Below are 14,015 nucleotides of genomic sequence, written 5' to 3' on the forward strand. Positions count from 1 at the left end.
TACATCTGAGAAAGAGTCCAGCAAAACGGCATCATCCTTTTCAAAGTTCCTTTTAACGGTTTCGGTTCTCCCCATCAAAGATGCATATTCATATTGCTCATGGAATATGAATACAAAGATGAATATTTGAGAGAGGATGGGTCATATGAGGCAACGGGTATATAAGGAAATGAACAGAATCGCCAATGAGCTTGTCCAGGACCAGTCAGAGGACGGCGCCTGGCGTTATCCTTTCGAAACCGGGATTGCCACAGACTGCAGTATGATAATCTTGTTACGGACATTGGAGATAAATGATGAGGAGTTTATAAAAGAATTGGTGGAACGGATCGCTAGAAAACAGCAGGAAGATGGATCCTGGAAGCTATTTCATGATGAGGAAAAAGGGAATCTGACAGCCACTGTGGAAGCTTATTATGCCCTCCTTTATTCTGGCTACCGGGATCGAAAAGACCAAGAAATTCAGGCAGCAAGAAGGTTTATTATGGCCAACGGAGGGGCTTCGGAGGTCCATATGTTTATGAAAATCATGTTGGCCATTACAGGACAATGCGAGTGGCCGCACTTCCCCATTAATATTGAAGTGATGCTTTTACCAGACACCTTTCCCATCAATCTTTTTGACCTCTCCGTGTACGGGAGAGCCAACATTATCCCCTTTTTAATTCTCGCCAATACTAATTTTCGCAGGAGAACGAAAAGATCGCCTGACCTTTCCGATTTGTTTGAAAAAAGAGAAGTTCGTTTTTTTACAGAGGATCAAGCGGAAGAGTCTCGCTCGTTGATCAAATTGATTAAACAGGGGATTCAGGCTTTGAAATACCATGGAAACCTTCGGGAATTGACATTATATCGCGCCGAAAAGTATATGCTGGACCGAATCGAACCGGATGGCACCTTTTTAAATTATTTCAGCTCGACTTCTCTAATGATTTACGCCTTACTGGCAAGGGGGTATACGAATACACATCCGGTGATTACTCGTGCCGTGCAAGGGTTAAAAGCAATGACCTCCCGGATTGACGGAGACCTTCACTGCCAGTACACGACGGCTTCGGTCTGGAATACGACTTTAATCAGTTATGCGCTGCAAGAATCCGGCGTTCCCTATTCTTCCAACACGATTCAAAAAGCAAATCATTACATTCTCTCCCGTCAGCATCTCAAATACGGGGATTGGGTCATTCATGAACCGAACTTGTTACCAGGAGGCTGGGGGTTTGCGGACTTGAACACAATCCACCCGGATATCGACGACACAACAGCTGCACTGAGGGCGATACGCACTTTGGTCCTAGAGCAAGCGGATACTCGGCAAGCATGGGATCGTGGAGTAAACTGGCTCATTTCCATGCAAAACAAGGATGGCGGTTGGGCGGCTTTCGAAAAGAATGTCGACAAAAAAATATTGAACTTGTTACCGATTGAGGGGGGGAAAGATTTATTAATTGATCCGTCGACGGCTGATTTAACAGGAAGGACGTTAGAGTTCTTCGGAAACTATACCCATTTGGATGATCACCATCCCATGGTAAAACGTGGCATTCGGTGGCTGTTGCGGCATCAAAATTCAGATGGTTCCTGGGTGGGCCGATGGGGCGTGTATATTTATGGCACATGGGCGGCTGTAACGGGAATGATAGCGGTTGGCGTTGCTCCAAATCATCCGGCCATTCAAAAGGCTCTCACTTGGCTGCGGAACATTCAAAATCCCGACGGCGGGTGGGGAGAATCGTGTAAAAGTGATATTAAAAATTGTTATGTGCCGCTCCGCGAAAGTACCCGCACTCATACCGCTTGGGCTCTTGATACACTCATCTGTGCCGCTAAAGGAGTTACACCTGAAATTGAAAATGGTGCAGCCTTTTTAGTGGATAAAAAAGAAAAAGATTGGACGAAGACCTACCCAAAAGGACGGGGAATGGCAGGTTCCTTTTATCTTAATTACCATTGTTATGAGTATGTTTTTCCACTGTTAGCCTTGGCTCATTATCAAAAATTAGCTGGTGGGCAGCTCCTAGCGGGGGTGCCGCACAAGGATTTTAATTAAGAATTTGTGTAGACACCAAATCTCTTGAGTGCCCTTTGGCATACTTTTATATCCTGTCCCATAATATAAACAAACGACTGCAGACGGCAGGTCTAATATCTTACCAACTAAAAGGAGGCAGACAAAAGATGCTAGAGGCGCTCCACCATTTTTTGGACCTAAAAACATTAATTTGGTTGTTTCCCATCATTTTTATATTCCATGACTTAGAAGAAATCATAACCATTGAATCTTCCATGAATGCACACAAAAACAATCCAAAAACTAACTTCGTCAAACTAACATTAAGAATGAGGAAGAAACTAGGTTCAACCGCTGCACAGCTAGCTGTTTCAGCTGCATGGATTTTACTCATCATCTCATTCACTACAGTGATGACCGCCCATTATTCATCTAACGGAGGGAGCTTTCTATTATTTACAGCCATTCTTAATTTATTTGTTTTGCAGGCATTAATGCACATCGTTCAAACCATCCTGTTCAGAGGCTACACGCCTGGCATCCTAACGTCACTGTTCCTCCTGATCCCTTACTGCCTTCTTACATATTATTCTTTAGCTGAGAATGGACAATTGGACTGGCATCTGACCTTTGCGAGTCTCCCGGTTAGTCTCATCATGATCCTGATTTTTCTAGTTGGTAATCTTTTAGGCCGTTATTTTATTCGATAACTGGCCAAGACTTGTTTATGATCACACTTCCATTTCAACCCACAAAACCCTATCCTCTACTTACAGCGTTTCGAGCACTAATAGCAGCAAAACTAATAGTGGCAATACAGAATAAAACAATAACAATAAAAGCCTGCCAAATGGCACTTTCCCCCCAGCCATTTATCATGACTGCACGCATGCCTTCAAAGACATAAGTCGTTGGATTAATTAACGCAGCTACTTTAAGCCACTCTGCCTCAATTAGGTCATATGGAACAAAGGTCGTGCTCAGGAATAAAAGTGGGAAGAAGATAAACGTTCCTGCCTGTGCAGCTTGAGCATTTTTCGTTCGAAGCGCAAATCCAACGGAATAACCAGCAAAAGCCAGGCCCCACCCCACTGCGAGGAGAAGTACAACAACAACTCCTCCGAAGCCTGTTACCACTTTTAGCCCCATCATAAATCCAATCAGCATGATGAGCATCGTTTGAACAAGAAGTTGAAGCATCCCTGCAATTATTGGACCCAAAACAATGGCAAGACGCGATGCTGGAGTCAACAAAAGTCTGGAAAAATATCCGTTTTCTAAATCGGTGATAAGCGACTGCCCTGCACCACCTGCACCTCCAATCGCCCCGGAAACAATCGATACAGGCAAAATAAACGCTAAATAACTAGCACCACCAAATGCCGGAAGTTTTGATATCCCACTTAGTCCAGCTTGATAGACAAATAAGAAGAAGAGACTAATCACCATATTTGGAATGAAGGCAAAAGGGTTACGAATCGTATTCAACAAACTCCTTTTGGTAAAAAGCCACGTGTGCTTCACAAATATTTTCATACATGGGACTCCTCTCGCTTTAACTTTTCAGCTTTGATGGTATGACCCGTTAAGTTTAAAAAGACATCATCTAATGAAGGGGGGGATACGTTCAAGGTAATCGGCGTGATGAACTCTTGATCTAACTGACGGATGATTTCTGGTAATTTTGCTGGCCCTTTCTCCATAAACAGTCGAAGTTCCGAACCTGATTGTTTCACATCCCCTTCGAAACGGGCAAGCAACGCTGACGCACGCCTTGCTTCCTCTTCTGTTGAGAAGACTAAATCAATGACATCTGCACCAATAGATGATTTTAAGTTCTCTTGGGTTCCGGATGCAACAATTTTCCCCTCGTTGATAATCGAGAGCCGATCTGCCAATTCATCCGCTTCCTCAAGATATTGGGTTGTCAAAAAAATGGTCGTACCTTGCTCTTTATTTAGTGATCGGATTTCTTCCCAGATGAGTTTTCGATTATAAGGGTCAAGCCCTGTTGTAGGTTCATCTAAAAATAAGACCTTTGGGCGTTGAACAAGGGTTAATGCTAAGTCTAGACGTCTACGCATCCCACCTGAATACTTTCCACATTTTCTATTGGCATCTTCGGTTAAACCTACAAGCTCTAATAATTCGTCCGCTCTCTTCCTCGCCATACTCGACTGAAAACCAAATAATTCCCCCTGAATCTCCAAAAGCTCACGTCCCGTCAACTGCGGGTCAATTCCCGTTTCTTGCAGAGCCACTCCAATCACGCGTCGTATTTGTTCCGGCTCATTCGTGACATCGAAACTGGCAATTTCGGCTCTGCCAGATGTGGGTTTTAATAAAGTGGTGATCATCTGGATAGTGGTTGATTTACCGGCGCCATTTGGACCAAGGAAAGCAAAAAATTCACCCTCTTCAACATTGAATGAAACCCCTTTTACGGCTTGCACATTTCCTTTAAATGTTTTAACCAAATTCTCCACATGAATCATTGATTTCATTCTAAGCGCTCCTCGTTTAACAAGTTTTAAGCCTGAAAATGATAAAGCAAACCTCTAACCAATTTATATAGGTCAGTTAGGTAATTTAGCATTAAAAATATAAGTTTTTTTTAAATAGATGGTAAAAAAACAGTAGCTGTAACATGACAGCTACCGAAACTCCTTATCGATCTCATCCCATTTTTTAAACGTTTATTTTGAAACCTTAGATAAAAGCTTAATACTATAGATAGCTGCAAGGCCAACAAGGATATATACAATTCTTGCAAAGATACTGTCCATCCCACCAAACAGGCCTCCGACCAAATCCCATTTAAATAGTCCGACTAATAACCAATTTAAGCCACCAACAATAATCAATACTAGAGCAATAAGATTTAAAGTTTTCATCTGCATTACCCTCCTTATAGTTTTTGTATAGCTTACTGTTAATATTATACAAATACTATACAAGTGGTGCAATAGTTTTTTAAGATTATGAACATTTTGATTAGAACTTTTCCAAAAAGGCACTATACCAACTGATCTTGGACTCACGTCTTCCTCACACTTCTCCCCCTTGAATCACGTATAGGTTTTGTATAAAATATGTATAACTATAGGTAGGTGATGAATGGTGTACAGTATCAAAAAAGTGTCTGAATTACTCGACATCCCCTCTGTAACAATAAGAGCATGGGAAAATAGATATCATGTAGTCAATCCAATGCGAACGGAAGGCGGACACCGCTTATACAGTAAAAAAGACATAGAAACCTTAAAATGGTTAAAAGAACAAACAACAAAGAATCAGATGAAAATTAGTGAGGCTGTCCAACTTTTACAGCAGTCAACATACAAGCCTATTGAGTCCATACCCATTAGCAAACCTTATGAGGATCTAAAAGCCAAATTGTATCATGCCCTCATTGAAATGGATGCTCAAGAGGCTAACAACATCACTGAAGTGGCTTTTTCTATGTTCGAATACGAATATGTCTTTCATCACCTTTTGGCAGAAATACTTTATCGAATCGGTGATGACTGGGAAAATGGCAAAATTACTGTTGCCCAAGAACACTTTGCTTCTCAATTCGTCATGAACCGGTTTGGTCAGTTTTTAAGAATTCTTCCTGTAAACAAGTCGCTACCCAAAATCTTAGCCTTTTGTCCGGAGGGAGAAGATCATCACATTGGACTGATGCTATTTAGCCTGTTTCTGCGAAAAAAAGGACATGAAGTGATTTATTTAGGCCCGAATACACCTTTCGATGGTTTATTAGATGTAATGGAAAACAAGCAGCTTTCTATCATTGCCATCTCGATTACCAACCCCGCTCATATGGTGAGGGTTGAAAAATGGATTCAAGCATGTATAGAGACAAATACCCAATTAAAGTTTGTCATCGGTGGTAAAGGTGTTCTTAGAAGTCAGCAAAGAGTTACGCAATCCGTTTCTTATTTTACTGATTCAGATTGGGAATCATTGTATGAATCAAAATTCGCATTAAACTAATCTAAATTGATTAATAAGAATCAATTGATTAAATTTGTTGGTGTTTAGGAAATCATTTAGGTGTTTTTTAACTGATAAGGCTTTGGGGATGATTGGCGGAGAGTCGAATAAAAAAACAGGACTATTTATTAGCCCTGTCATTTACTAATTTACAATAACGCATCAGCTTTTTTTATACCTTTTAGAAGCTTATCCGCCAATTGAAACATTAACCGAATCCCTTTTTGACCATATCCAAATTGGTTTAAGGTTCCAATGATATAGGCATCCGTCGCAGGATGGTAAAACAGAAACGAACCGGTAGAGCCGGCATTCCCCCAAGAATTATACTTTGCTGGCATTAACACAGGAACCGTTTTTATGTTCATCAGTCCATACCCGTAATCAATTCCTAAAAATAATTTACCCCAGTCATTCTTCATTTTTTCAAGCGTTTCTTTCTTTAGGATCTCACCATTAACTAATGCTTTCATGAACTTTAACAAGTCCTCAGTAGTAGATACAACACCGCCTCCAGCATATAAAATGCTCAGGCTCTCGTTATTCGTCATGTCCGTTTGGCGAATATAAAACTTGGCTACTTCGTATGGACTCTTTTCTAATGACTCAGTACGGGAGAAATGGGAGTGTTTCATCCCTAGAGGTTCAAAAATGTTTTTCCTCAGAACTTCACGGAAAGGCAACCTGGTGATTTTTTCCATAATGAGTCCTAATAGATGATATCCCGTAAGTACCCAATTATATAATGGTTCAATTGCACTTGTCGGAAAGCCACAAAAACTATTCAATTATTTAGATTTTGTATGTATATCCTCGTTATATAAAACAACCCCATTCACATAAATTGTTCTTAGGATCATTAATTTAAAAGGAGGGATTTTTATTGGAGGAAGTTAACCATACCATTTCACCCCCTAAAAAGCGTTTAAAGACCGTATTATTCACTATTTTCGCTTCTATATTCGCAATTGGCGGCTTAATTTTACTGGAGTCTTTACAGGAAGGATTACTGCCTTGGGTTACAATTGGGTGCCCAGGTTGTGATGCGGAGAACCCTGTTTATAATGTGGATAAATTTCGTTGGTTTGGTGCCGAACATGGAGCTTTAGTAGGCATCATGTTTAGCGGCAGCTTGATTGCTCTGCTATGGAAACCATGGAATAAGCCACTTTTGCTACAGTTCTATATCTTAGGCCATATCATTTTCCTAGGATTATCCTTTTTAATAGGGGTTGAAAATCCCGATGCGGCACCATTAATTGAACTTATATTCTTAATACCACTCATAATATTGGCAATAACGTACCCGGGAAAAGGCTTATGGAATAATATATTAAAAAACGCGAATTATTCACGCCCATTACTCCTCCTAACCTTAATCGCTTTTATTGTAATGGCTCCAAGTATGTGGGATCAGCTTCAATCCCAACTTAATGTTGATAGTGAATTTGCTAAATATAATAGATGGGCCGAAAGTATACAACTTTTCTCCATTCTGATTTTTTCAAATTTATTAGCAGCAACTCGAAAACCTGGGTGGAAAGAACTCACCGTTCTAATCGGTATTTCATATTTATTCTTAGGAATCGCTGCGATCACAGTTCCAGGTCAAGAAGGCAGCTGGGGAATTTATGGAGGTATTATATCCATCTTAGGTGGAATCGGTTATATTGGTATTGCCTCAAACAAATTTAAAACAAAGAAATAAATCCAAGAGTAAGGTTTTACCTTTCTATAAAAATATCAATCGGGCGCCAAAGGCTTAGAGAAATCTCTAAGCCTTTTTCCTGTGAAATGTGTTGTGAACGGTTTTATTATTTAACAAATGCTTAGTCTTTTAGCAATAAGAAAAAAGGCCCACTTAAGACCATAAAATTGAATGGCAAAAATGAAAGTTGGGTATTTTGTCTCATTATTTAAAATTTTCAGATAAATAATCCAAAAAATAGATTTAATAGCTTATAATGGTATTGTTTCTATTTACATATCAAAAAGGGGGAAATGAAATGAAGAAGAAACTAGCAGTTCTATCTATTTGTTCGGCTCTATCATTTTCTTTACTGGTCGGGCTCCCAACAAATAAAACAAATGCTGCACCTGAAAAGGAGCATTATGTATTAGCGTACAAAGGGAAATTACCTAGTAATTTCTCAGAAACTATCTCTAAGGCAGGAGGGGCTGTTGAAAGAGTTATCCCTGAAATCGGGATTATTGAGGCCGCATCAGCAGATCCAACCTTCCTTTCAAAAGTGAAAAAAGATACAAACATTCAATCAGCTGGAAGAGAACTTGAAGCCTACTTAGAAACGGATCCGGATGACGCCGTGAAGTTTACTCCTGGTACCCCAAATGGGGAGAAAGTGACTTTGGATCCAAACGCAGCAAGCTATTGGGATAAACAATGGGACATGCAGCGTTTAACACATGAAGGTGATTCTTATAAGTTAAATAAAGGAAATCACGATACGGTTGTAGCCGTTATTGATACAGGAATTGACTTCGGCCATCCGGATTTGAAGGAAAATGCCGATTTAGCGGGTTCGAAAACCTTCGTACCGGGTACAAAAGATGCTTGGGACCAAAATGGCCACGGCACCCACGTCGCTGGATCGATTGCAGCGAATGGGAAGGTTAAAGGTGTAGGTCCAGAGTTAACGGTTAGAGCCTACCGAGTTTTTGGAGCAACAGGCGGAGCGCAACAATCATGGATCACCGATGCCATTGTAGCAGCAGCAAACGATGGGGTTGAAGTCATTAATATGTCCATCGGGGGCTGGCGTTGGATGGCTAATAACTTAGACGAGAAAGGCGATTCCGCTTCAATGGTAGCCTATCACCGTGCCGTTCAGTATGCCATCCAAAAGGGAGTTACTGTTGTCGTGTCTTCTGGTAATGACTCAAAAAACCTAGGTGATTTACATGATATGCAAGCATACTGGAAGGCAAATTATGGCATAGACATTAAAGGTCCATCTCGTGTCGTACCAGCCCAAATTCCTGGAGTGATCACTGTATCTTCCTCAAATGAATGGTCCGATCAGAACATTGCCTTCTACTCTAATTATGGAAATCCTATCGATGTGGCCGGCCCTGGTGGGGATAATGGTCCATTATATGATAGTTTATATCGTCAAGACCCAGCCGGAGACTATTTAGCTAAACGTGATTTCACTTATCGAACATTGTCTACTTACCCTACTTATCCAGTTGGAGGTGGGAATGCAACGACACAATTCAGTGACGGAAAATGGCATGGCTATTCCTATTTACATGGAACTTCTATGGCAGCACCGAAAGTTGCTGGTGTAGCTGGAGTCATTAAAGCCGCTCACCCTGAGTATAATCCTGCCCAAGTGTCAGCCGCCATCAGACAAAGTGCCATTGATTTTGGCAAAGTCGGGAACGATCCACTATACGGGTCAGGCGAAGCCAACATTTATAACTTCTTATCAAAGGATAAATAATAATAATAATAATAAGGCCGCTGGGTGTAAACTTTGCGGCTTTATTAATGAGTTAGACTTTGAATACTCATTTCACTACTGTATTGCAATTCTGTTTTAACACTACTTAATCCTACCGGCTCACCTCGATCCCGTCGGCCACCCTCAGCTCGACTCCGTCAATATCTTCGACAACGTTTTCGACCATGCTGAGATTCTTCCCGGCATCAATCCTTATGCCATTGGCCGCTTGTCGAATGACGTTGGACTCGATCCTTATGCCTGATGGGATTCCTTTGCCCCGTCCATCAGCACCGCGGTCCTTACTGAGCCGGATAGACCAGAATCCGTCCGTCCCTCCAGTGATGTAGTTACCGCTCAACTCCGTGCCCGGCGCATTGCGGACCTCGATGCCGGCCTTCGAATCCTCTCCGGCGGTGATCCTGTTGTCCTCGATGAGGGTGTCAGGAGTTCCCAGAATGACGAGGATTCCCTGACGATTTCCGATCAGGTCGTTGGAGTGCACCCAGTTTCCATGCCCTGAGGCGTCGTGCTTGTTCTTGTACCCTCCGGAATTGCCCAGCGCGATGCCCGCCTGCTTCCCGCCGATGACCGTGTTGTCCCTGACTTCGTTTAGGTATTCACCCTCGCCGTGCAGGTCAATGACGTCGAGGTGGCTGCCGACGATCGTGTTCTCCGCCACGAGATTGTTGTGCGTGGGAAACTGAAGCAGAATGGCGTGTCGCAGATGCCTGCCATCGAAGGTATTGCCGATGACGACGTTGTGCCGGGAATCGTTGCCGGCATCCGGGTCGTGCTGGTCCGCTGAGCCCTCTATCGCAATACCGTATCCCTGTCCACCGGGACCGACGGCAGTTGCCTCACTAATATGGTTTCCAGAGAGGGTCACTTCCCGGCTGGCCTTGACGGAGATGCCGTGGCGCTCGAACCTGCGGATACCCAGGTTCTCCACAAGGACCCGAGAGCTTGCCTTCCCTTTGTGGGCTCCTATATAGATTCCATACATAGGGCCGCCACCCGCGTCCCCGTCGTTAGGGTCGTCGCCGAGTCGACCATCATGACGGGAGGTGATGGTGAAGTCAGCGACGATGACGTCGTGGATGCCGGAACCGCGAATCACCCGGCTGCCATCCTTGCCGTCGAGGGAGGTCAGCAGCACGGTGCGCTCTTGGCCCTCGCCGCGTAGGTCCACGCCACTGCGCAACACGATGTTCGCCGACTTGTCGGCTGGGTCAGTGGAGCGCAGGTCATATGTGCCGGCCGGAAGCAAGACCTCGTCACCCGGTTTAGCCGCGTCCAAGGCCTTCCTGATGGCTGCCGCGTCGTCGTGTGAGCCTGGATCCGGATCTGCCCCGAAGTCGGTGACGTCCAGGGTCCTGCCCGTGGCCGGATCAGGTGTCGGCACCTTGATCGGCTCGCCGGACCGGTCTACCAAGCCGGGGACCTGCCAGTCATCGCTCCCGACCGGCCCTTCGGGTTCCTCGACGGCACATGCGGTCATGAGGACCACCAGAACAATGGCCACCCACCACGAATGCGCCTGACTTCTCCGGCTGCTCCGAACGGATCCCTTCATTAGAATTCCCACGTCCTTCCTTAATTTCTTTTCGTCCCATTTGTCGTCCATTAAGGCGTCGAGAAAAGCAATGAGCCCGCTGGCCCTCGGCCTGATTTGCCGAGCTCGCGGGCTCACCACTTTTTAGATGCTTGACGCCCCCCTGCTGGGTCGCCCCGTCATCCCATTGCCAAGGGCCTATCGACCTGATTTACCTTTGAAGTTCAACGGAACGTCCTTTTCTAAAGGAGTGTCTGCCGAGGAACCACCGACATGCACGCGGTATTTTCCTTTAGCGGTAGCCCATTCGCCGTCTGCCCAGTTCGCCAGGTTGTTCGGGTCTTTCGGAATGAAATAGGAGAACGGGTGATTGGAGTCAGCACGATTAATCCGCAGATTTACTCGCTTGCTCTCACCAGGCTTAAGATCAATCTTTTCAAAGTTCACAAGTCGCTTGGATGGCTGTCCCGCCTCGTTCGGCAGGGTCAGATAGACCTGTGCCGCTTCTTTACCGGCAACTTTACCTGTGTTTGTAATGGTGAAGGACACGTCAATACCCAACAACGTTCCTTTATCACGGGCCCTCTTCACCTTGAGGCCGCCATACTTAAAGGTCGTGTAGGACAGGCCATACCCGAATGGGAAGACAGGCTTCACTTTGTTGGCCTCGTACCAGCGGTAGCCCATCTGAAGTCCCTCTGTGTACTGGGCAATTAACTGGTCGGAACCGTTACCGTACGGGCCTGGTCCTCCTGGCTTGCCAGTTTTTTGACGGGTTCCAGGGTACTGCTTCTCGGTCGCGAAGGCGGCCTCACGCTCAGTGGCACCGAACGTCATAGGCAACTTGCCTGACGGATTGACCTTACCGTAGAGCAGATTGGCCACGGCATTGCCATCCTCCATACCCGGATACCATGCTTCAAGGACCGCAGGAACCTTATTCAGCCACGGCATGAGCACCGTCCCAGACGTTTTCAGGACAACGACTGTATTCTTTGCGTTGGCTTTCAGAACCGCGTCAATCATCGGCTCCTGCTTCACCCAGTCCTCTCGGGGCGCGTTCCTGTCGAGTGGAATGGCCGGGAAGCCGAGCGTTTCACGGTCTATGGTCTCACCCGGGGTGTCGCCGATCATGAGCAGCACGACGTCAGACTCGGAGGCTAGCTTGGCAGCAGCCTTCGGGTCGTGGCCATTGTTGTACGTCACTTTGGTGTTGTAGCCCAGCTCCTTGATGACGTTCTCTAGACCCTGTTTTGGGGTGACCGTGTAAGGGGTCACGACGTTCTCGTTGTTTATCCCAATGGAGCGCGGGGACATCTTTGCCTCACCGGCGAACCACTCGACGCCAATCAGCGCGATTGACTTCGGCTTGCTATTCAGCGGCAGGAATCCGTTAGCGTTCTTCAAAAGCACGGCCCCTTCCTCGGCCATCTTCCGAGCGCTGGCGCCGTTGGCCATCGGATCGACAATCTCAGGCAGGAACTTGTCGAAAGGCTTATCCATGTGGCCGTACTCAATCATCTTGATATACCGCGGACGAAGCAGATTGTCAATGTCATTCTCGGTCACCTTACCAGAGTCGATGGCCTGCTTGATCCTCTCTTGAGTGTAGTACTGCGGTGCCCAGTCGAGCTCGACATTCGTGCCCGCCTTAATGGCAGAGACCAAGTCGTGAATCGCACGACGGTCACTCATCACGTAACCGTTGAAGCCCCAGTTTCTCCTTAGTGCATCTTGCAGCAGTTCAGGGCTGTCACAGGCAAAGGTTCCGTTGACATCCGGGAACGAGCACATCACAGAGGCCGGGTTAGCATCCTTGGTGGTCATCTCAAATGGCAGCATGTACAGCTCATTCATCGCTTTTGAGGGAACCTGGACACCCATCGTCCACCGCTCGGTTTCCTGCTCGTTGCCAGCTAAATGCTTGAGTTGGGCTTGGACCCCCTGTTTTTGGATGCCCTTGACCTGCTCGGTTGCCAGGGCACCTGTCAGGTACGGGTCCTCACTGAAGTACTCATAGTTCCGGCCCCCGTACGGGTGGCGCACGAGATTCATGCCCGGTCCGAGCATCACATGATGCGCGAAGGCACGAGTCTCCTGACCGAGGATTCGGCCGGCCTCATAGTTCAACGCGCGGTTGAAGGTCGCGGCCATAGCCACTGTCGACGGCAGGCCCGTCGCCACCGGGTCATTATGACACGATCCGCCCTTCACACCCGTACCACCGTTGGTCATGCGTACTGTCGGGATACCCAGTTCCTCGATTCCACGAATCTGCCGGCCGGTGTCCTGAAACTCACAGCCGGGCAGGGTACCCTGAGGCGGGAATACGCCGCTCTGGTACTTGTTAGTGCCGCCCCTCTTGATGACGACCGTCTCACCTTTGTTGTTCTCATTGAAGCGCGAGATGGCGATTTGCTGGATCTTCTGGTCCAGCGTCATCGCTTTGAGAAGCAGCTCGGTGCGCTCCATAGCAGAGAGATTGGTGTTCATCCAGGGCTTGGCCCCTTGCGCATTAGCAGGAATTGCTAATGTAGAAATGAAGATCATTGCTGTCAATAAAATGGAAATCATTCTTTTCATCTTACAATCTCCCTTACATCTAGTTGTCTATTCGAATTGAAATAATTCAGTTCATCTTAATATCTCTCTTACATATAGTAGTTTATTCCTATTGAAATCATTCTTTTTTTAATCTCCTTTACTATCTAGTAAGTCTATTATCATAGAGATATACGATTAGGCTAGTATAAGCGGAGATTTTCCGGTTAGATGCAGAATAGACCTCGTTTCGGGGTAAATAAGGGGAGATTTTCCGATTAAGCACAACAAAATTCTCTATTTTTACGTTTTTCGAGTCAATAGGCGGAATCCCTCCGCTTATTTAAGCTATTTTTTATCTTATTTACTAAATAAGCGAATTTTTTCCGACTATTTATCTGAGTGGGGGTTTAAACCCGATTCTAAACAAACACAAAAAGGAGAC

Annotated in this window: 11 protein-coding genes; 5 read left to right on the forward strand and 6 right to left on the reverse strand. The window is 45.3% G+C overall.

The features are described 5' to 3' along the window. The first annotated feature begins 145 nt into the window (after positions 1-145). Positions 146-2,050 carry a squalene--hopene cyclase gene (shc, locus tag AR334_RS19770; protein ID WP_066316137.1) on the forward strand — a complete coding sequence of 635 codons (1,905 nt, stop codon included), beginning with the start codon at positions 146-148 and terminating at the stop codon, positions 2,048-2,050. A 128-nt stretch (positions 2,051-2,178) separates the two neighbouring features. Next, positions 2,179-2,721, forward strand: coding sequence for an HXXEE domain-containing protein (locus tag AR334_RS19775; protein ID WP_066316141.1), 543 nt, complete (start codon positions 2,179-2,181; stop codon positions 2,719-2,721). Between the two features lie 49 nt (positions 2,722-2,770). On the opposite strand, the gene AR334_RS19780 is transcribed toward AR334_RS19775, so the two are convergent. From AR334_RS19780 to AR334_RS19790, 3 genes are all read right to left on the reverse strand, one after another. Further along, a complete protein-coding gene (locus tag AR334_RS19780) occupies positions 2,771-3,547 on the reverse strand; it encodes an ABC transporter permease (RefSeq protein WP_066316144.1) in 777 nt (258 codons plus the stop codon). Continuing rightward, positions 3,544-4,515, reverse strand: coding sequence for an ATP-binding cassette domain-containing protein (locus AR334_RS19785; RefSeq protein ID WP_066316147.1), 972 nt, complete (start codon positions 4,513-4,515; stop codon positions 3,544-3,546). The genes AR334_RS19780 and AR334_RS19785 overlap by 4 nt, the downstream gene beginning before the upstream one ends. Positions 4,516-4,707: 192 nt before the next feature. Then, on the reverse strand, positions 4,708-4,905 hold the full coding sequence (locus tag AR334_RS19790) for a DUF378 domain-containing protein (protein WP_066316157.1): 198 nt from the start codon (positions 4,903-4,905) through the stop codon (positions 4,708-4,710). 223 nt (positions 4,906-5,128) lie between these two features. Here AR334_RS19790 and AR334_RS19795 point away from each other — a divergent pair, with 223 nt between their 5' ends. Beyond that, complete coding sequence (locus AR334_RS19795) at positions 5,129-6,010, forward strand: MerR family transcriptional regulator (RefSeq protein WP_066316160.1); 882 nt, start codon at positions 5,129-5,131, stop codon at positions 6,008-6,010. 149 nt (positions 6,011-6,159) lie between these two features. Here the strand turns inward: AR334_RS19795 and AR334_RS19800 are convergent, their stop codons facing one another. Next, complete coding sequence (locus AR334_RS19800; protein WP_066316163.1) at positions 6,160-6,798, reverse strand: serine hydrolase; 639 nt, start codon at positions 6,796-6,798, stop codon at positions 6,160-6,162. Positions 6,799-6,893: 95 nt separating this feature from the next. Here AR334_RS19800 and AR334_RS19805 point away from each other — a divergent pair, with 95 nt between their 5' ends. Beyond that, entirely contained in the window at positions 6,894-7,718 is an 825-nt protein-coding gene (locus AR334_RS19805; protein WP_066316165.1) for a hypothetical protein, read from the forward strand. Positions 7,719-8,016: 298 nt separating this feature from the next. Beyond that, the gene (locus AR334_RS19810) at positions 8,017-9,474 is read left to right on the forward strand and encodes a S8 family serine peptidase (RefSeq protein WP_066316170.1); all 1,458 of its coding nucleotides are present in this window, start codon (positions 8,017-8,019) and stop codon (positions 9,472-9,474) included. A 112-nt stretch (positions 9,475-9,586) separates the two neighbouring features. Here the strand turns inward: AR334_RS19810 and AR334_RS19815 are convergent, their stop codons facing one another. Then, a complete protein-coding gene (locus AR334_RS19815) occupies positions 9,587-11,101 on the reverse strand; it encodes a nitrous oxide reductase family maturation protein NosD (RefSeq protein WP_156431336.1) in 1,515 nt (504 codons plus the stop codon). 126 nt (positions 11,102-11,227) lie between these two features. Then, entirely contained in the window at positions 11,228-13,612 is a 2,385-nt protein-coding gene (locus AR334_RS19820; RefSeq protein ID WP_066316180.1) for a glycoside hydrolase family 3 protein, read from the reverse strand. Positions 13,613-14,015: the final 403 nt, after the last annotated feature.

The sequence above is a fragment of the Bacillus sp. FJAT-29814 genome (assembly GCF_001510715.1).
Taxonomy (GTDB): domain Bacteria; phylum Bacillota; class Bacilli; order Bacillales; family Cytobacillaceae; genus Neobacillus.